The organism is Rhizobium laguerreae, from assembly GCF_002008165.1.
Lineage (GTDB): Bacteria > Pseudomonadota > Alphaproteobacteria > Rhizobiales > Rhizobiaceae > Rhizobium > Rhizobium laguerreae.
In genome coordinates this window covers 1,054,352-1,071,686 of sequence record NZ_MRDM01000014.1, presented here as the reverse complement: position 1 = coordinate 1,071,686, position 17,335 = coordinate 1,054,352, and the positions used below count along the sequence as shown (strand labels likewise).

Sequence of the window (17,335 nt, the reverse complement as noted above, 5' to 3'; positions counted from 1 at the left end):
TACATGTGCCTCATGCCCGATAGAGTTATGGAGATGTGACGGGCTGACAAGTTCGTTGCGAATGACTATCTCGTGACTTTACTTCGTTAAGGACAAACCGGGACGGAAGAATGGCAGCCGAGGAAATCAGCGGACAGGCGGATGCGGCGGGACTTGCCGCACTGATTTCGCGCGCGTCTCAGGAAAATGCCGGCAAAAAACGAGGATTACCGCCGGTCGAGCGGTGGAATCCGCCTTTCTGCGGCGATATCGACATGGAAATCCGGGCGGACGGTACCTGGTTCTACATGGGCACGCCGATTGGCCGACCGGCGCTGGTGCGGCTGTTCTCGACGGTTTTAAGAAAAGACGACGACCAGAAGACCTATCTCGTAACTCCTGTGGAAAAGGTCGGTATTAGGGTCATCGACGCGCCTTTCATCGCCGTGGAGATGAGCGTGACGGAGCGGCAAGGCCAACAGGTACTGACCTTCCGCACCAATGTCGGCGATGTCGTGGAGGCGGGAGGAGAGCATCGACTGCGCTTTGCCATTGCGGGCGAGAATGCCGAATTGAAACCCTATCTGCATGTGCGCGGGCGGCTGGAGGCGCTGGTGTCGCGTGCGGTGATGTATGAACTGGTGGCGCTCGGCGAGCCGCTCGAGGTCGAGGGACAGGCGATGTTCGCTGTCCGCTCCGCCGGAGAAGTCTTTGCGATGATGCCGGCCGATGAACTGGATGCGCTTTCCCGATGAATGATGCGATTACCCAACGTTATCCGCTGTTTTCCGCAGCCGAATTCCGCCGCCGCGCGCTCAACCAGAATGGTGGGCCGGTCGATCATGCCTGGCGCGATCACGGGGACCACATCCTCAATCCCGATATCGTCGCCGAGGTCGAGACCTTCGAGCTGCGCGACGCCGCCGTGCTAGTGCCCGTCGTCGACGACGGCGAGGAAGCGCATGTGATCTTCACCAAGCGCACGGCGACGCTGCGCAAACATTCCGGGCAGATCGCCTTTCCCGGCGGCTCGATCGATCCCGCCGATATTTCGCCCGAAATGGCGGCGATCCGAGAAACGGAAGAGGAGATCGGCCTGGCCGGCTCCTTCGTCGAAACCGTCGGGCGGCTGCCGAATTACCTTGCCTCGACGGGCTTCCGCATTACGCCGGTGCTCGGCGTCGTCTCGCCGGGCTTTGCGCTGACGCTGAACCCGACCGAGGTGGACGACGTGTTCGAGGTGCCGCTTTCCTTCCTGATGGATCCTGCCAATCACACCCGCGACAAACGTGTCATCGACGGCATCGACCGGCATTTCTATCGCGTGCCCTATGAAAGCAGAATGATCTGGGGCATCACCGCCGGCATCGTCCGCACGCTTTACGAAAGGCTTTATGCATGACCGGCATCGCCGACCAAGCATGGTTTCGCGACCCGGCCCTCGGCCGGATCTTGGCACTTCTCAACGCCGATGGCGGGGAAGGGCGAGTGGTCGGCGGTGCGGTGCGCAACAGCCTGATGGGCCTGCCGGTCAATGATGTCGACATAGCCACCACACTTAGACCGGAGGCTGTGATGGAGCGCGCGGCGGCGGCCGGCATCAAAGCGGTCCCAACCGGCCTGGAGCACGGCACGGTGACGCTGGTCATTGACGGCAAGCCCTTCGAGGTGACGACCCTTCGCACCGACGTCGAGACCGACGGACGCCATGCCAAGGTTGCCTTCAGCACCGACTGGACGGCAGATGCCGAGCGGCGGGATCTGACGATCAACGCGCTTTATGCCGATGCCGAGGGCGAGATCGTTGACCTCGTCGGCGGGCTTGCCGATATCGAGACGCGCAACATCCGCTTTATCGGCGATCCTGCAAGGCGCATCGCCGAGGACCATCTGCGCATCCTGCGTTTCTTTCGCTTCTTTGCCTATTACGGTTCCGGGCGGCCGGACGCCGAGGGGCTGAAGGCGTGTTCCGTCGCGCGTTCGAAACTGACGACGCTTTCGGCAGAACGCGTCTGGTCTGAACTGCGAAAGTTGCTAGGTGCTGCCGATCCTGGCCGGGCGCTGCTCTGGATGCGGCAGGTGGCGGTGCTGACGGAAATCCTGCCGGAATCGGAACGATGGGGGATCGATGCGATCCCTTCGCTGATCGCCACCGAAAAGGCGCTCCGCTGGACGCCCGATCCGTTGCTGCGCCTTGCGGCGATCGTGCCGCCCGATGCGGCGCGCATGGAGGCGCTCGCAGCCCGGCTCAAGCTCTCGAATGCGGAAGCGGCCACTCTCAAGGCCTGGTCAACGGCAGCGCCTGTTAATGACGACATGTCGTCGGCCGCCTTCGAACGGCTGCTTTACCGCAACGGTGCCGACGGCATCACGACGCGGCTGAAGCTGGCGCTTGCGGTTGCGCGCGGCAAGGCTGAAGGTGATTTCGACGAAATGGCGCGGTCGGCGCGGCTTATCAAGCTGCTGGACAGGGCAATGCACTGGAAGAAGCCACAATTTCCGCTGAACGGCGGCGACGTGATTTCGGCAGGAATCGCCTCCGGCCCGCGCGTCGGCGAACTGCTTGCCGGTCTGGAAAGCCAATGGGTGGAGGAAAATTTCGTTGCCGACCGGGCGGCGCTGCTCGCCCGGCTGCAGGAACGCGTGCAATAATCAGGCTGCGTTCACCTCGTCGCGAATGCGAGCCTTGATATTATCCACCATGTTCTCGCGGATCGTGGTTTCGCCGTGAGCATTTTTCAGGTGCTCGACGGCACGGCGGACCACCTCGGCGTCGCTATCTGCCCGTGTATGCCAGGCGCAGCCCGGAACGAGAGTGCCGCATTCGAAAAGTCGCATGGTCTTCTCCTCTGTTCGAAACACAACGACGATCGCGATCTTACGCGATTTATGAATGTGCGGGGGGAGGGAAGGTTCCGGCCGGCATCGACATGCCGGCCGGTAAAGGCCGTGTCAGTCGGGCATCGCCCAGGCTTTGTAGGTATCCAAGAGGTGGCCGGGCATGTTGCTGTTGGCGGCGGCCGCTTCATTCTGCAGCTGTTCCGGCGTCTTTCCGCCGGCCAGTTGTAGCTTGACCTGCTCGATGAAGCAGGACAGCGGCAGATCCGAGCCGCTCTTGGCCCGCAGTTTCTCGGCGATGCGCGTCAGAAACTCAGGCGTGTCGATCGTGCGGGATGTTTCCTGGACATCCGTGGACGCAGGCGAGCCACCTTGTATCGTCATGACAATCCTCCTCCGATTGTTACGCACATACATATAAAGTTAGGACGCACTGAGTTTTCGTGAAGGTCTATCACCTCGAATTTATCGATGAGATATCACAGTTTCATGGCCAGCGGACGACGGGGGGCAGCGATGAGAGAATGGATTCAACGTTGCCGCCGGTCTTCAAGCCGAAGATTGTGCCGCGATCATACAGCAGATTAAATTCGACGTAGCGGCCTCGGCGGATCAATTGTTCGTCGCGATCGGCCTCTGTCCACAATTTATCGAAGTTGGAGCGGACGATTTTCGGATAAACCATGGCGAAGGCCCGGCCGACATCACGGGTGAAGGCGAAATCGGCGTCCCAGCCGCCAACTTCCTCGCTTGAATGCAGCCAGTCGTAGAAGATGCCGCCGATGCCACGAGCCTCGTTGCGGTGCTTCAGGAAGAAATATTCGTCGCACCAGGCCTTATAGGCATCATAATCGGCGACGGCGTGATTGCGGCAGGCGATCTCCATGGCCTTGTGGAAGAGCTGACTGTCCTCGTCCTCCTGCGTGCGGCGGCGCGACAACACCGGCGTCAAGTCGGCCCCGCCGCCGAACCAGCGGCTGGTGGTGACGACCATGCGGGTATTCATGTGCACCGCCGGAACGTTGGGGTTGACAGGATGGGCAATCAGCGAGATGCCGGAGGCCCAGAAACGCGGATCATCCTTGGCGCCGGGTATCTGGGCGCGGAAATCAGAGGCGAATTCGCCGTACACGGTGGAGGTATGGACGCCGACCTTTTCGAAGACGCGGCCTTCCATCATCGACATCCGACCACCGCCGCCGGCGCCGTTTTCGCGCGACCAGTCCTTGGCGACGAAGCGACCGGGCTCCTGATCGGAGAGCGGCCCTTCCAACTCATCCTCGATGGCCTCGAAGGAGGCGCAGATCGTATCGCGCAACCCCTCGAACCAATTGCGGGCTGCAGCCTTCTTCTGTTCGATATCGTCAGGCAAGCCGATCGGCAGTTCCGGTCTTTCCATTTACGCCTCCGACGGTCGACATCTCCTTCGGAGGCGACTCGCTCATTCTTGATTGCCCGCCATGATTAGCAGTTGGTGCTGCATCTCGCCAAGCCAAGGCAGGCACTGGGCGCTTCCAAGATTCGACTCGCAAATCGAGAATTTCGATATTACCTTTTCCGAGGAGGTAGGTGTGATGAAAAAAGTTCCAGGGCCTCCGTCTTTCGACGGCCTGAAGCGCAGGATAGCGAGACATCGGGCGGAAAATCCCCCGAGCAAGAAGGACCATTTCGTGCGTGAGACATATTGCCTCGGCCTCATGGACGCACGCGCCAAGGCGCGCGAATGGTTCGACGAATATCCGAAAGCTGCTTACTGGACCGAAGTGGAAAGCTGGCGCCAGCTCGACGGCGACCAGATCGAATTCACCATGCGCCGCCTGCCTTCGGCCGATTGACCGTCACTTCGCAGTGGTGCGCACGCGGCTTTCGATCAGCAGGCCGCTTTCATCCATGATCGGATGCGCCACGGACACGATGTGGGCGTTGAGGCGCTTCAGGTCGCGCAACATGTCGAGATGCAGCGAACTCGTCTGAAGGCTGTCGGCGCGGCCGTCACGCAGGCGTTCGAGGTGGCGCTCGGCCGATTGTTTTTCCATCCGGCGCACCTCGACTTTTACCTCCATCATCTGACGCGCGAGATTGAAATCGCGGGTGACGAAGATCGTCTGGGCGACGCGCAGATTGTCGATCGTCAGATCGAACAGCTTGCGCAGTTCCTGATGACCGTCCTCGGAAAATTTTAAACCGAGAGAGATTTTCTTCGCCACCTGCTCCGCCAGGCCCTTTTCGATGATGTCGCCCATATGTTCGAGATTGATCGCGTAATCGATGACGACGATCGAGCGGCGGGCGTTCTCGTCGCTGAGACCCTCGCGGCCGAGCTTCGAGAGATAGACCTTCACCGCCTGCTGCAGCCGGTCGACGCGCTCTTCGAGGGCGGATATCTCGGCAAGCTTCGATGCGTCGTTACGCTCGAAGGCTTCGGAGACCCGGATCAGCATGCGCTCGATCAGGTCGCCGACGCCGAGCACTTCGCGGGTGGCGCTGGCAAGGGCAACGACCGGCGTTGAAAGCTCCTGCGCATCCAGATATTTCGGGGCGCTGTCGGGCTCGGCCTGATCCGGCACCAGCCTGGCCATCAGGGCGGCAAGCGGGCGGGAGAATGGCCAGGCCAGCGCCGCCAGCAGAAGGTTGAAGGCAAGATGCGCGTCGACCGGTAGCTTGGCGGGACCAAAGGGCAGCATTCGGATGAGTTCCGCGCCATATCCCGCCAGGGGCAGGGCGATGAGGCAGCCGAGCGTGCGGACGGCGAGATTGCCGAGAGTGACGCGCCGAGCCGAAACCGGGCCGGACAATGTCGCGACGACAGGCGGTATTGCGCCGCCGAGATTGGCGCCGAGCACGAGCACGATGACGAGTTCGGCGGAGACCACGCCGGCCGAGGCGAGCGACAGGATGAGCACCACCACCGCAAGGCTCGACGAGGACGCGAAGGCAAGTGCTGCCGAGACGATCATTGCCACGGGCAGGGCGCCGTCCAGCAGGCCGATGAAGGCAGCAAGGGCGGGAGAGGCGCGCATCGGTTCCGTCGCAAGGCCGAGGAGGTGCAGCGACAACAGCATCAGCCCGATGCCGATCAGCGCCGTGCCGCCGCCCTGGCTGGTGCTGGACCGGCCGCGGCAAAGCACGATCCCGGCAAGGATCAGAAGCGGAGAGAGCCATTCGATGCCCGTTGCCACGATCCAGGCGGTGATTGCCGTGCCGACATTGGCGCCGAGCAACACGATCTGCGCCATGCGCGGCTTGATCAGGTCCCGCTCGACGAAGGAGGCCGTCATCAGCGCCGTCGCCGTGGAGCTTTGCAGCGCGATGGTCGCGACGAGGCCTGACAGGAAAGAACGAAGACTGTCGCGTGTGCCGGTCGCCAGACCTGTTCTCAGGCGGGCGCCGAAGGCTCTGGATACGCCATCCTTTACCTGCGCGAGGCCGAACAGCAGCAGAGCCACGGCGCCGAACAGGTTGATCATGATGATTGTAGAGTCCATTTTATTGTTTTTATTCTTCTTTCACGGATCTGGAGAAGTGCGGTTTTCCTGACATGGCCATTCCAACTTGTTGGAATCATGGAGGCCAATACTGAATTTTTGATTGCCCGGCTAATAAATATACGCCGGTTTAACGGATAGACAACGTTATTTTGCGACATATTCAGGAGCGGATCGGCAATTCGCGGGCTTTTCTCCGCCAGCGCCGGTGTCCGTCAGGCCCAGACGGTTTGGCGCATCGCCTCGCCGACGATCATCGCGGCCGAGACGGCGACGTTGATCGACCGCTGGCCTTCGATCATCGGGATCAGGATGCGGGCGTCGGCCCTCTCATGCACCTGGTCCGGCACGCCGGCGCTTTCGCGACCGAAGAGCAGGACATCGTCCGGGCGGAAAGCAAGATCGGTGTAGCGCTCCGCAGCCTTTGTCGAGGCGAGGATCAGGCGGCGGCCGGTGCTCAGACGCCACGCCTCGAAGCGGTCCCAGTTGACATGGCGGGTGAGGGCGGCGGCGGCGATATAGTCCATGCCGGCCCGTTTCAGGTTGCGGTCGGAGATGTCGAAGCCGGCGGGTTCGATCAGATCGACCGCTAAGCCAAGGCAGGCGGCAAGACGCAGGATGGTGCCGGTATTGCCTGCTATATCCGGCTGATAGAGTGCCAGTCTGAGTGAAGTCATGATGCGCCGTTTTCCTGCTTTCGCCGCTCAAGGCCTAATGCAACTGTGATTTCGGCGCAACAGGGCGCGTTTTGACCTGAAGAGATGAAATTTTTGGCACAACAGGGCTGGAAAATTCCTCGTTTTCGCGTTATCGGTGCATATCTTCAATCGCCAGCAAGGAGCGCCAGAATGAATATTTTGCTGTATGTGCGCCTCCCGGCCGTGATGCCAAGCGGTGCGATTTTCCGCCGATAGTGCGGGTTTCTTCCCTGAATTTCCTTTTTTGATCCATTGTGCGGCTGTCTCAGCCTCGCCCCTTGAACGTTCGGTTCCCATATGTGCTTGCATGGCGCTGGGATGGCGCGAAGCCGGGAGCCGGAACGCTGACGTTTCGGAGCAATTTCATGTTTGGCTGGTTCGAACAGCGACTCAATCCCTTTCCCAGCGAGGACCCTGTCGCCCCGCCGAAAGGTCTCTTTGCCTTTTGCTGGCATTACAGCAAGCCGGCTGCGCCCTGGCTCGGCCTGATGGCCGTGCTGACCGCGCTGATCGCTATCGGCGAAGTGGCGCTCTTCCAGTTCCTCGGCGATATCGTCGACTGGCTGACCAATGCCGACCGCGCCACATTCCTGGAGAGAGAAGGCCACAAGCTTTTCTGGATGGCGGCGCTGGTGCTGATCGGCCTGCCTGTGGTAGCCGGGCTCGATTCGCTCATCATGCATCAGATGATGCTCGGCAATTATCCGATGATCGCACGCTGGCAGATGCACCGCTTCCTGCTGCGCCACAGCATGTCGTTCTTTGCCAACGAGTTTGCCGGGCGTGTCGCCACCAAGGTGATGCAGACCTCGCTTGCCGTACGTGAAACGGTGATGAAGATCCTCGACGTCTTCGTCTATGTCGTCACCTATTTCCTGACGATGATCATCGTGATTGCGGCGTCGGACTGGCGGCTGATGATCCCGATCCTCGTCTGGCTCGCGGTCTATATCAGCATCGTCGCCTATTTCGTGCCGCGGCTTCGCAAGATCGCGGCGGCGCAGGCGGATGCGCGTTCGATGATGACGGGCCGCGTGGTCGACAGCTATACGAATATCGCGACGGTCAAGCTGTTTTCGCATGCGGGCCGCGAGGAGGTCTATGCCAAGGAGGGCATGGACGAGTTCCTGCAGACCGTGCACAAGCAGATGCGCAAGGTGACGCTCTTCCACATCAGCGTCTATGTGAACAACTGCGTTGCGCTCTTCGTCATCTCGGGCCTGTCGATCTGGTTCTGGCTGAACGGGGCGATCTCAGTCGGTGCCATCGCCATCGCGATCGGTCTTGCCATGCGCGTCAACGGCATGTCGCAATGGATCATGTGGGAAGTCTCGGCGCTGTTCGAGAATATCGGTACGGTCTATGACGGCATGGAGATGATGAGCAAACAGCACGATATCGTCGACAAGCCGGGCGCACCCACCCTGACGGCGAAGAAGGGCGCGATCCACTACGACCGCATCCGCTTCCACTACGGCAAGAGCAAGGGCGTCATCGACAACCTGTCGCTCGACATCAAGGCAGGCGAGAAGGTCGGTCTGGTCGGCCGTTCCGGTGCCGGCAAGACGACGCTGATGAACCTGCTGCTGCGCTTTTACGATCTGGAGACCGGCCGCATCACCATCGACGGGCAGGATATCGCCGGCGTCTCGCAGGAAAGCCTGCGTTCGCTGATCGGCGTGGTGACGCAGGACACCTCGCTGTTGCATCGCTCGATCCGCGACAACATCGCCTATGGTCGTCCCGAAGCAACGGACGACGAGGTGATCGAGGCCGCCAAACGCGCCAATGCCTGGGAGTTCATCGAAGGCCTCGTCGACATGCAGGGCCGCGCGGGGCTCGACGCGCAGGTCGGCGAACGCGGCGTCAAACTGTCAGGCGGCCAGCGGCAGCGCGTCGCGATCGCCCGCGTCTTCCTGAAGGACGCGCCGATCCTGGTGCTCGACGAGGCGACCTCGGCGCTCGATTCGGAAGTCGAGGCGGCGATCCAGGAAAACCTCTTCGCCTTGATGGAGGGCAAGACGGTGATCGCCATCGCCCACCGGCTTTCGACGCTGACGGAGATGGACCGGCTGATCGTGCTCGACAAGGGCCGGATCATCGAGGCCGGCTCGCACAGCGAACTGATCGAAGCAGGCGGTATCTATGCCGACCTCTGGAACCGCCAGTCAGGCGGCTTCCTCTCCGATCACGCCGACGAAGCGGAAGTGGCGGCGGAATAACATAAATGAGGCCCTCTCGGCGAAAGCGGAGAGGGCCTCTTGAATACTGAGGGTGGTTTCCAGCTGCTGGGGCTGAGCGCGTTTGCGTTCTATCCGCTCAAAGGCTGTCGGCCCAATCGATCACGCGGTGATGTTCGACGACGATCATGGTGTTGGCGGCTGCGATCGTGCGCAGTGCGACGAGACGACGCTGCTCTTCCTGGTCCAGCCAGGCGGTAATGGCCTCGGCGACGATCTCGTCGCGCGGCAACCCTAGGGCGAATGCCAGGGCATCCAGCCTTTCTGCAAGCGGAAGCGGAACATGCACATCGAGCATTTTCGTTTCCATGGAAGTGGTCTCCGGTAAAGCGCGATCGTAACGTGAGATTGTGACCGGTTCGGGGGCATTCAATGGGTATGCCGCCGATGTTACCATTAATTACCAAAATATAAGGTTTCGGTCGCTTTTCATTCCCTTTGCCGGTCCGGTTATTCCGCCTATATCGCTTCTATGTTCTTAAGCCCCATCCTCCGCCGGTTCGAAACCTGGATCGATCCGTTCCGCCCACGCGCCAATCTCCAGCCGCCGCGCTCGACGCTCGGATTCATCTGGTTCTATATCGGCCAGGCGAGGACGCCGTTCATCGCCATGCTTGTTCTCGGCGGCGCGTCGGCGGCGATCGAGGCAGCGCTCTTCTGGTTCGTCGGGCGGCTCGTCGATATCCTCGGCAGCATCACGCCGGGGGCCGGCTGGAGCGGCCTTCTGGCTGCCCATGGCGGTGAGCTGTTCGGCATGCTCGCCCTCATCGGGCTCGTGCGCTTCGTCATCGCCTTCCTGATCGCGCTCGTCGACCAGCAGGTGATCACGCCGGGCTTCTACAATCTCGCGCGCTGGCAATCCTATCTCCACGTCTCCAGGCAGTCATTGTCGTTTTTCCAGAGCGATTTTTCCGGACGCATTGTCACCAAGGTTTGGTCGGCCGGGCAGGCCACCGGCGATCTCGTCACCTCGCTGATGGAAAGCGTCTGGTTCGTCGGCATCTATGCCGTAACGACGCTCGTGCTCGTCGCCCGGTTGGACTTTTCCCTTGCCGCCGTCGTGCTGTTCTGGCTTGGCGCCTTCAGCCTGCTGGCGCGCCACTTTGTCCCGCGGATCCGCCATCATTCCCGCGAAACGGCGGAAGCCGGATCGATGTTAAACGGCAGGATGGTCGACTCCTACAGCAACATGCAGACGCTGAAGCTGTTTGCACGCGACGAGGAGAGCGACCGCTACATGCGGCAGGGTTTCGATATCTATCAGGATACGGTGCTGCGCTTCACGCGGTTCATCACCGGCGTCAGGGCCTCGATGGCGCTGCTTTCCGGCCTGATGATCGTGACGATGGCGGGCCTGAGCGTCGATCTCTGGCTGCGCGGCCTCATCAGCTCGGGTGCGGTGGCGTTTTCGCTGGCGCTGGTGCTCAGGCTGAATTTCCTGCTCGGACGGTTGATGACGCAATTCAACGGTATCATGCGCAACCTCGGCACCATCCAGAACGCCGCCGAGCTGATCTCCCAACCTCTGGGGCTCGTCGACCGGACCGATGCGAAGACCTTGGTGATCCGGCAGCCCGGCATCCGTTTCGACAATGTTTCCTTCCGCTACGGCAAGGGCCACCAGCCGGTCGTCGAGAATTTCTCGCTGACCATCCGCCCGGGCGAAAAGGTCGGGATCGTCGGCCGTTCGGGCGCCGGGAAATCGACCCTGATGAACCTGCTATTGCGCCTCTACGATATTCAGGACGGCCGCATTCTCGTCGACGGTCAGAATATATCAGCCGTGACGCAGGAATCCCTCAGGATGCAGATCGGCCTCGTCAGCCAGGACACCTCGCTGCTGCATCGTTCGGTGCGCGACAATATCCTGTTCGGACGGCCGGATGCCGGCGAGGAGGGGCTGGTCGAGGCGGCCAGGCGCGCCGAAGCCATCGAGTTCATCGAACGCCTGCAGGATCAGCAGGGCCGCAGAGGTTTGGATGCGCATGTCGGCGAACGCGGGGTCAAACTGTCCGGCGGGCAGCGGCAGCGTATCGCCATTGCCCGCGTCATGCTGAAGGACGCGCCGATCCTCGTTCTCGACGAAGCGACGTCGGCGCTCGATTCGGAAGTGGAGGAAGCGATCCAGTCCAATCTCCACCGGATCATGGAAGGCAAGACGGTGCTTGCGATCGCCCATCGGCTGTCGACGATCGCCGCGCTCGATCGGCTGATCGTCGTCGATCTCGGACGGATCATCGAGGAAGGCAGCCATGACGCACTGCTTCGCCACGGCGGGCTCTATGCCGAACTTTGGGCGCGCCAGTCCGGCGGCTTCCTTGCTACGGATGAGAATGCAGGCTCAAGGGTCGACGACGAATTCCGCCATGAGGCCAAAATGATTTGATCCGAAGCCGTTCTCGATGCGGCGGACCGATTTAAGCCGCAGCGGCGCGCGGGTAAAGATATGATCGATCGGGATACCGAAGGCGCCGGCGCGGATCGGCCATGTCGCGGGCTCCAGCGATGCCGTGCCCAAGCCTTGAGTGCGCATGAGATACTGCATGTCGGGCGCGAGAATCGACGTATTGAAATCACCGGCCAGAACGAGCGGTCCCGAAAGGGTAGGGATGACCTCCGCGAGATCCCAGACTTCCAGGCCGTGGAACTCGTCGTAATAAGGTTTGGTCAGGTGCGCGGCGAGGAAATTGACCTTCTGGCCATCGAAATCGATCGTCGAGATCGTCAACCGGTTGCGCCAGAGCAGGCCGAGATTGCGGATGCGGGGTTCGATCAGCGGACGCTTCGACAGCACCAGCGTATCGCATTGCTCCATGCCGATGCCGCAGCCGATATAATAGGGATAGGTCTTCAACAACCGCGGCAGTTCCGACAGCAGCGGTTCGGCCTCCAGGATGTTGACGACGTCGGCGCCTGAGGCGATGACCATGTCGGCGATGTGAGGGCCGTTTGCGAAATTATCGTTCTCGATGTTGAAGGACATCAGCCTGAAGAGGGCCGGGCGGCTCTCTTCGACTGAGGGTTCGACGAATTCGCGCATCATCGCAATGCCATGGACTGCAAGGACCGCCGATACCGCGAGCGTCAGCAGGCCATACCAGTGTCGCTTGACGAGAAGGGCTGCGACCGAAGCCACCGCGCCGGCAACCGCCAGATGGACCTGGAAGCTGTAAAAAAAGGACAGCAGATAAAAATCGGTGACGTATCGCAGGGAGATGATGGCGAGAACAAGCGTCGTAAGGACGCTGAATACGCAAAAAATCGTGTCTCTCATCCGCTCCGGTCCGGCTCGCTGGCGTGGCTTGGACTGCGCCTATCACGAGGGCATTTTTGTTGCAATGCAACATAACGGCAAGCGCGTGTTTGCCTTAAAAAATTCATCCGAAATTTCCCGCGACATTGTGCCCTCATCCCCTTGCCAAGGCTGGACATAATTTGCGATCAAGCATAGAACGCGCCGGATTGCTGGGGAATCTATGGCCGAATTGTGTCTAGAGAGATTCGCCGGTAGAGGGGGCAGGGCGGAATTCCGCGAAAATTGCGCAGAGGATGTTAGCCGTGAGCGAACACGAAACGACAAGCGAGGGCACGGGCGAACCCACTCGCCGTGATTTCCTTTATCTCACCACTGGTATGGCGGGCGCCGTTGGCGCCGTCGCGGTCGCTTGGCCGTTCATCGATCAGATGCGTCCTGACGCTTCGACGCTCGCTCTCGCCTCGATCGAAGTTGACGTTGCCAGCCTGGAACCCGGCATGTCGCTGACGGTCAAATGGCGCGGCAAGCCGATCTTCATCCGCAATCGCACCCCGGAAGAAGTGACGGCCGCAGCCGATGTTCCGCTGTCGGATCTCAAGGACCCGATTGCGCGCAATGCAAACCTTCCCGCCGACGCTCAGGCAACGGGTGTTGACCGTTCGGGCGGCAAGGACAAGGAAAACTGGATCGTCATGATCGGCACCTGCACGCATCTCGGCTGCGTACCGCTCGGCCAGGCCGGCGAATACAATGGTTGGTTCTGTCCCTGCCATGGCTCGGTCTACGACACGGCCGGCCGCATTCGCAAAGGTCCTGCGTCCGAGAACCTGGCGATCCCGACCTTTTCATTTGTGTCCGATACCAAAATCAAGATCGGTTGAGGGGAGACTGATATATGAGTGGCCATTCCAGCTACGAGCCATCAACCGGCCTCGAGAAATGGGTCGATGCGCGCCTTCCGCTGCCGCGCATGGTCTATGATAGTTTCGTCGCCTATCCGGTTCCGCGTAACCTGAACTATGCCTATACTTTTGGCGCAATGCTCTCCGTCATGCTGATCCTGCAGATATTGACTGGTGTGGTTCTCGCCATGCACTATGCCGCCGAGACGACGATTGCCTTCAACTCCGTTGAAAAGATCATGCGCGACGTCAATCATGGCTGGCTGCTGCGCTACATGCATGCCAACGGCGCGTCTTTCTTCTTCGTCGCGGTCTACCTGCACATTGCCCGCGGCCTCTACTACGGCTCCTACAAGGCGCCGCGAGAAATTCTCTGGATTCTCGGCGTGGTCATTTATCTCCTGATGATGGCGACCGGCTTCATGGGTTACGTTTTGCCCTGGGGCCAGATGTCCTTCTGGGGTGCGACCGTCATCACCGGCTTCTTCTCGGCCTTTCCCCTGATTGGCGAATGGTTGCAGCAGTTCCTACTCGGCGGCTTTGCCGTCGAACAGCCGACGCTGAACCGCTTCTTCTCGCTGCATTACCTGCTGCCCTTCATGATCGCCGGCGTCGTCGTCCTGCACATCTGGGCGCTGCATGTCGTCGGCCAGACGAACCCGACGGGCGTCGAGGTTAAGACGAAGACGGACACAGTGCGTTTCACGCCCTATGCGACGATGAAGGATGCTCTCGGTGTATCGGTCTTCCTGCTGGTCTATGCCTATTTCGTCTTCTACATGCCGAACTTCCTCGGCCATGCCGACAACTACATCCCGGCCGACCCGTTGAAGACGCCGGCCCACATCGTTCCGGAATGGTACTTCCTGCCGTTCTACGCGATGTTGCGTTCGATCACCTTCAACGTCGGCCCGATCGATTCCAAGCTCGGGGGCGTGCTGGTGATGTTCGGTGCGATCATCGTGCTGTTCTTCCTGCCCTGGCTCGACACTTCCAAGGTTCGCTCCGCGGTCTATCGTCCCTGGTACAAGGTGTTCTACTGGCTGTTCGTGATCAACGCGATCATCCTCGGCTGGCTCGGATCGCAGCCGGCGGAAGGTGACTTCGTCTGGATCTCTCAGGTCTGCACGCTCCTCTACTTCGCATTCTTCCTGGTTGCCATGCCGGTGCTCGGCCTCCTCGAGACACCGCGCCGCATCCCGAACTCGATCACCGAAGCGGTGCTCGAGAAGCGCAACAAGACAGCTGCCGCCAGTGCAGCGGCCAATGCGTAAGCGCGCGACGGAAGGGAACAGAAACATGAAAACGCTTGTTGCAAGCATTCTCTCGCTCGCTGTCGTTGCCGGTCTCAGCGGCGCGGCTCTGGCCGAGGAGGCGCCCGCCAACGGTGCGGCTCCGGCCCATCACGCGGAAGGTGAGACGCCGCATTATCCGCTGAAGCATCCGAAGGAGGAGGAATGGTCTTTCGCCGGTCCGTTCGGCCATTACGACAAGGGCCAGCTCCAGCGCGGCCTCAAGGTCTACACGGAAGTCTGTGCAGCCTGTCATTCGATGAAGCTCGTGCCTTTCCGCACGCTCCACGAGCTCGGCTATTCCGAGGCGCAGGTGAAGGCCTTCGCCGCGAACTACGAGGTCCAGGATGGTCCCGACGCCAGCGGCGAGATGTTTACCCGCAAGGCGGTTCCTTCCGATTATTTCCCGTCGCCTTTCCCCAATGCTGAAGCCGCGGCTGCTTCCAACAATGGCGCGGCTCCGCCCGATTTTTCGCTGATTGCCAAGGCCCGCTCAGTCGAGCGCGGCTTTCCGCAGTTCGTTTTCGACATTTTCACGCAATATCAGGAAAGCGGCCCGGACTATATCCACGCACTGCTGACCGGCTATGAAGAGCCGCCGGCCGGTTTCCAGGTGCCGCAGGGGGGGCATTATAACCCTTACTTCAATGCTGCCGCCGTCCTTGCCATGCCAAAGCCGCTCTCTGACGGCCAGGTGACCTATGACGACGGTGCGCCGGCGACAGTCGACCAGTATTCGAAGGACGTCACCGCCTTCCTGATGTGGGCAGCGGAGCCGCATCTCGAGGAGCGCAAGCGCACGGGCTTCATGGTCATGATCTTCCTGGCGATCTTCACGGTGCTGATCTACCTGACGAAGCGCTCGATCTACGCTAATAAGGAACATTGAGCGGTTCCCGCCGGATTTCGAAAGGCGGCCTACGGGCCGCCTTTTTTGTTGGTTCCGCCCCTGGCAATTGCTAGGGTGCGGCCAGTTTCATGCGTTCGCAGATATGGATTTTCCATGAACAATACGACTTCGGAGCTCGCAGCCAGCATCCGCTCCATTCCTGACTATCCCAAGCCCGGCATAATCTTCCGCGACATTACAACGTTGCTCGGCAACCCTCGGGCTTTCCGCCGGACGGTCGACGAACTCGTGCAGCCCTATGCCGGCACGAAGATCGACAAGATCGCCGGCATGGAGGCGCGGGGCTTCATCCTCGGCGGCGCGGTGGCGCACCAGCTTTCCTCAGGCTTCGTACCGATCCGCAAGAAGGGCAAGCTGCCGCACGAGACCGTGCGCCTCGCCTACAGCCTGGAATATGGCGTCGACGAGATGGAGATGCATCGCGATGCTGTCCAGCCCGGCGAGAAGGTGATCCTGGTCGACGACCTGATCGCCACCGGCGGTACCGCGGTCGGCGCGACGAAGCTATTACGCCAGATCGGTGCGGAAGTGGTCGGCGCCTGTTTCGTCATCGACCTGCCGGATCTTGGCGGCCGCAGGAAGCTGGAAGAGCTCGGCGTCGTCGTGCATACGCTGGTCGAATTCTCCGGCCACTGAGCCCTAGAGCGGTTCAGCCTTTAACGGAAGTGCAGGACCGCTCTAGGCTTTTGCTTTTTACGCAATTCCGGACGGAAAACCGCTTCGCACTTTTCCTGGAATTGCTCCAGTCCTCCTGCCTGCGGCGTCAGTCGAATTCGAGCACGCTGCTTTCGAAGCGGATGACGGCATCTCCGTTTTGATTGACGCCCTCGCAGAGGATGGTGTTGAGGTGCCATCCCGGCCGCGACGCGAGCGCTCGGCTGGAGAGGAAGGCGACGGAATAGGTCACGACGTCGCCTGCGAAGACCGGCCGCAGCCATTGCAGTTTCTGGAAACCGGGTGAGGGGCCGAGGTTCGGCGACGCCAGGCCGTTTTGCGCGAGTGCGGCGCTCTGTCTTTCCCAAAAGGCAAGGAAGGTTCGCATCCAGGCGGCGGTGGTGTGCCAGCCCGAGGCGCAGAGACCGCCGAAGAGGGTGTCCTTGGCGACTTCCTTATCGACGTGGAAACGCTGTGGGTCAAAGCGTGTCGCGAAACGTATGACGTTTTCCTCGGTAAAAGTATAGCTGCCGATCTCGGCCTTCTCGCCAACCGCGTAAAGCTCGGACATCCTCATGCTGATGTCTCCGGGTTTATGCCGATATCGGCTGGCCGGGCGCGCATGCCGAACATGACCGAATTCTCCGAGACGCAGACGAGTTCGCCGCGCTGGTTTTCCACCTCGTGGCGAAACTTGACGATGCCGATGCCGGGGCGCGATCGCATCGGCCGGGCTTCAAGCACGATCGAGTGGCCGGACAGCGTGTCGCCGGCAAGCACCGGCTTTCGCCATTCCATCAGATCGACGCCGGGCGCACCCTCGCAGAGCGAATGCAGCACATAACTGTCGGCCATCATGCGCATGAACATCGAAGAGGTATGCCAGCCGGAGGCGGCAAGGCCGCCGAGAATGCTGGCGCGGCCGGCAGCCTCATCGAGATGCATCGGTTGCGGGTCGAATTCGCTTGCGAACTCAATGATTTCCTCGGTGGTCACCGGCTTCGGGCCAAGCGCGAAGCGGCGGCCGGGCTGGAAATCCTCGAAGGAAAGCTTTTCTGCCGACATTCGCTCCTCCCGCCAT

19 protein-coding genes are annotated in these 17,335 nt (G+C 60.8%); 10 read left to right on the top strand and 9 right to left on the bottom strand.

Annotated elements, in window-relative coordinates:
• Nucleotides 1–110: 110 nt before the first annotated feature.
• Genes BS630_RS21125 through BS630_RS21115 form a run of 3 tightly spaced genes read left to right on the top strand, consistent with a single transcriptional unit; the run spans nucleotide 111 to nucleotide 2,631 of the window.
• The gene (locus tag BS630_RS21125; protein ID WP_077978918.1) at nucleotides 111–734 is read left to right on the top strand and encodes a DUF1285 domain-containing protein; all 624 of its coding nucleotides are present in this window, start codon (nucleotides 111–113) and stop codon (nucleotides 732–734) included.
• Nucleotides 731–1,381, top strand: a complete 651-nt coding sequence (locus tag BS630_RS21120; protein ID WP_077978917.1) for a CoA pyrophosphatase — start codon at nucleotides 731–733, stop codon at nucleotides 1,379–1,381. Before BS630_RS21125 ends, BS630_RS21120 begins: the two co-directional genes overlap by 4 nt.
• Entirely contained in the window at nucleotides 1,378–2,631 is a 1,254-nt protein-coding gene (locus BS630_RS21115; protein ID WP_077978916.1) for a CCA tRNA nucleotidyltransferase, read from the top strand. The genes BS630_RS21120 and BS630_RS21115 overlap by 4 nt, the downstream gene beginning before the upstream one ends.
• Here the strand turns inward: BS630_RS21115 and BS630_RS21110 are convergent, their stop codons facing one another.
• The 3 genes from BS630_RS21110 to hemF all read right to left on the bottom strand — a co-directional run bounded on the left by BS630_RS21110 (nucleotide 2,632) and on the right by hemF (nucleotide 4,216).
• On the bottom strand, nucleotides 2,632–2,817 hold the full coding sequence (locus BS630_RS21110; protein ID WP_003565542.1) for a DUF1059 domain-containing protein: 186 nt from the start codon (nucleotides 2,815–2,817) through the stop codon (nucleotides 2,632–2,634). It lies immediately after the preceding gene.
• A 114-nt stretch (nucleotides 2,818–2,931) separates the two neighbouring features.
• A complete protein-coding gene (locus tag BS630_RS21105; protein ID WP_077978915.1) occupies nucleotides 2,932–3,201 on the bottom strand; it encodes a hypothetical protein in 270 nt (89 codons plus the stop codon).
• A gap of 103 nt (nucleotides 3,202–3,304) precedes the next feature.
• Entirely contained in the window at nucleotides 3,305–4,216 is a 912-nt protein-coding gene (hemF, locus tag BS630_RS21100; RefSeq protein WP_027664105.1) for an oxygen-dependent coproporphyrinogen oxidase, read from the bottom strand.
• A 175-nt stretch (nucleotides 4,217–4,391) separates the two neighbouring features.
• Here hemF and BS630_RS21095 point away from each other — a divergent pair, with 175 nt between their 5' ends.
• A complete protein-coding gene (locus tag BS630_RS21095) occupies nucleotides 4,392–4,652 on the top strand; it encodes a hypothetical protein (protein WP_003541775.1) in 261 nt (86 codons plus the stop codon).
• 3 nt (nucleotides 4,653–4,655) lie between these two features.
• Here BS630_RS21095 and BS630_RS21090 read toward each other — a convergent pair whose 3' ends face one another.
• Both BS630_RS21090 and BS630_RS21085 read right to left on the bottom strand, forming a co-directional pair.
• Complete coding sequence (locus BS630_RS21090) at nucleotides 4,656–6,302, bottom strand: Na/Pi cotransporter family protein (RefSeq protein WP_077978914.1); 1,647 nt, start codon at nucleotides 6,300–6,302, stop codon at nucleotides 4,656–4,658.
• 215 nt (nucleotides 6,303–6,517) lie between these two features.
• Nucleotides 6,518–6,979: a tRNA (cytidine(34)-2'-O)-methyltransferase gene (locus BS630_RS21085; RefSeq protein ID WP_077978913.1), complete on the bottom strand. Its 462-nt coding sequence runs from the start codon at nucleotides 6,977–6,979 to the stop codon at nucleotides 6,518–6,520.
• A gap of 386 nt (nucleotides 6,980–7,365) precedes the next feature.
• On the opposite strand from BS630_RS21085, the gene BS630_RS21080 reads away from it, so the two are divergent.
• On the top strand, nucleotides 7,366–9,222 hold the full coding sequence (locus BS630_RS21080; protein ID WP_077979252.1) for an ABC transporter ATP-binding protein: 1,857 nt from the start codon (nucleotides 7,366–7,368) through the stop codon (nucleotides 9,220–9,222).
• A 97-nt stretch (nucleotides 9,223–9,319) separates the two neighbouring features.
• Here the strand turns inward: BS630_RS21080 and BS630_RS21075 are convergent, their stop codons facing one another.
• Nucleotides 9,320–9,550, bottom strand: coding sequence for a CopG family ribbon-helix-helix protein (locus BS630_RS21075; RefSeq protein ID WP_025395472.1), 231 nt, complete (start codon nucleotides 9,548–9,550; stop codon nucleotides 9,320–9,322).
• A 162-nt stretch (nucleotides 9,551–9,712) separates the two neighbouring features.
• Between BS630_RS21075 and BS630_RS21070 the strand changes: the two genes are divergently transcribed.
• The gene (locus tag BS630_RS21070; protein WP_077978912.1) at nucleotides 9,713–11,626 is read left to right on the top strand and encodes an ABC transporter ATP-binding protein; all 1,914 of its coding nucleotides are present in this window, start codon (nucleotides 9,713–9,715) and stop codon (nucleotides 11,624–11,626) included.
• Here the strand turns inward: BS630_RS21070 and BS630_RS21065 are convergent.
• Nucleotides 11,582–12,514: an endonuclease/exonuclease/phosphatase family protein gene (locus BS630_RS21065; protein WP_077978911.1), complete on the bottom strand. Its 933-nt coding sequence runs from the start codon at nucleotides 12,512–12,514 to the stop codon at nucleotides 11,582–11,584. The two genes, BS630_RS21070 and BS630_RS21065, sit on opposite strands and share 45 nt — an antisense overlap.
• Nucleotides 12,515–12,798: 284 nt before the next feature.
• Here BS630_RS21065 and petA point away from each other — a divergent pair, with 284 nt between their 5' ends.
• The 4 genes from petA (at nucleotide 12,799) to BS630_RS21045 (ending at nucleotide 16,236) form a co-directional block, all read left to right on the top strand.
• Complete coding sequence (gene petA, locus BS630_RS21060) at nucleotides 12,799–13,377, top strand: ubiquinol-cytochrome c reductase iron-sulfur subunit (protein WP_026158794.1); 579 nt, start codon at nucleotides 12,799–12,801, stop codon at nucleotides 13,375–13,377.
• A 14-nt stretch (nucleotides 13,378–13,391) separates the two neighbouring features.
• Nucleotides 13,392–14,672, top strand: coding sequence for a cytochrome b (locus BS630_RS21055; RefSeq protein ID WP_017961481.1), 1,281 nt, complete (start codon nucleotides 13,392–13,394; stop codon nucleotides 14,670–14,672).
• Nucleotides 14,673–14,697: 25 nt separating this feature from the next.
• Nucleotides 14,698–15,579, top strand: coding sequence for a cytochrome c1 (locus BS630_RS21050; RefSeq protein ID WP_017961480.1), 882 nt, complete (start codon nucleotides 14,698–14,700; stop codon nucleotides 15,577–15,579).
• Nucleotides 15,580–15,693: 114 nt separating this feature from the next.
• Nucleotides 15,694–16,236: an adenine phosphoribosyltransferase gene (locus tag BS630_RS21045; protein ID WP_077978910.1), complete on the top strand. Its 543-nt coding sequence runs from the start codon at nucleotides 15,694–15,696 to the stop codon at nucleotides 16,234–16,236.
• A gap of 127 nt (nucleotides 16,237–16,363) precedes the next feature.
• Here the strand turns inward: BS630_RS21045 and BS630_RS21040 are convergent, their stop codons facing one another.
• Nucleotides 16,364–16,831, bottom strand: coding sequence for a MaoC family dehydratase (locus tag BS630_RS21040; protein WP_077978909.1), 468 nt, complete (start codon nucleotides 16,829–16,831; stop codon nucleotides 16,364–16,366).
• Nucleotides 16,828–17,319 (bottom strand): MaoC family dehydratase, encoded by a 492-nt coding sequence (locus tag BS630_RS21035; protein ID WP_077978908.1) that lies wholly within the window; start codon nucleotides 17,317–17,319, stop codon nucleotides 16,828–16,830. The genes BS630_RS21040 and BS630_RS21035 overlap by 4 nt, the downstream gene beginning before the upstream one ends.
• Between the last annotated feature and the right edge of the window lie 16 nt (nucleotides 17,320–17,335).

Excerpts from the sequence above, each read along its gene's own strand:
- BS630_RS21090 (WP_077978914.1), bottom strand. The coding sequence starts at position 6,302 with ATGGACTCTACAATCATCATGATCAACCTGTTCGGCGCCGTGGCTCTG.
- BS630_RS21105 (WP_077978915.1), bottom strand. The coding sequence starts at position 3,201 with ATGACGATACAAGGTGGCTCGCCTGCGTCCACGGATGTCCAGGAAACA.
- BS630_RS21080 (WP_077979252.1), top strand. The coding sequence starts at position 7,366 with ATGTTTGGCTGGTTCGAACAGCGACTCAATCCCTTTCCCAGCGAGGAC.
- BS630_RS21075 (WP_025395472.1), bottom strand. The coding sequence starts at position 9,550 with ATGGAAACGAAAATGCTCGATGTGCATGTTCCGCTTCCGCTTGCAGAA.
- BS630_RS21125 (WP_077978918.1), top strand. The coding sequence starts at position 111 with ATGGCAGCCGAGGAAATCAGCGGACAGGCGGATGCGGCGGGACTTGCC.
- BS630_RS21040 (WP_077978909.1), bottom strand. The coding sequence starts at position 16,831 with ATGAGGATGTCCGAGCTTTACGCGGTTGGCGAGAAGGCCGAGATCGGC.
- hemF (WP_027664105.1), bottom strand. The coding sequence starts at position 4,216 with ATGGAAAGACCGGAACTGCCGATCGGCTTGCCTGACGATATCGAACAG.
- BS630_RS21045 (WP_077978910.1), top strand. The coding sequence starts at position 15,694 with ATGAACAATACGACTTCGGAGCTCGCAGCCAGCATCCGCTCCATTCCT.
- BS630_RS21055 (WP_017961481.1), top strand. The coding sequence starts at position 13,392 with ATGAGTGGCCATTCCAGCTACGAGCCATCAACCGGCCTCGAGAAATGG.
- BS630_RS21070 (WP_077978912.1), top strand. The coding sequence starts at position 9,713 with ATGTTCTTAAGCCCCATCCTCCGCCGGTTCGAAACCTGGATCGATCCG.
- BS630_RS21095 (WP_003541775.1), top strand. The coding sequence starts at position 4,392 with ATGAAAAAAGTTCCAGGGCCTCCGTCTTTCGACGGCCTGAAGCGCAGG.
- BS630_RS21110 (WP_003565542.1), bottom strand. The coding sequence starts at position 2,817 with ATGCGACTTTTCGAATGCGGCACTCTCGTTCCGGGCTGCGCCTGGCAT.
- BS630_RS21115 (WP_077978916.1), top strand. The coding sequence starts at position 1,378 with ATGACCGGCATCGCCGACCAAGCATGGTTTCGCGACCCGGCCCTCGGC.
- BS630_RS21035 (WP_077978908.1), bottom strand. The coding sequence starts at position 17,319 with ATGTCGGCAGAAAAGCTTTCCTTCGAGGATTTCCAGCCCGGCCGCCGC.
- BS630_RS21065 (WP_077978911.1), bottom strand. The coding sequence starts at position 12,514 with ATGAGAGACACGATTTTTTGCGTATTCAGCGTCCTTACGACGCTTGTT.
- BS630_RS21120 (WP_077978917.1), top strand. The coding sequence starts at position 731 with ATGAATGATGCGATTACCCAACGTTATCCGCTGTTTTCCGCAGCCGAA.
- BS630_RS21050 (WP_017961480.1), top strand. The coding sequence starts at position 14,698 with ATGAAAACGCTTGTTGCAAGCATTCTCTCGCTCGCTGTCGTTGCCGGT.
- BS630_RS21085 (WP_077978913.1), bottom strand. The coding sequence starts at position 6,979 with ATGACTTCACTCAGACTGGCACTCTATCAGCCGGATATAGCAGGCAAT.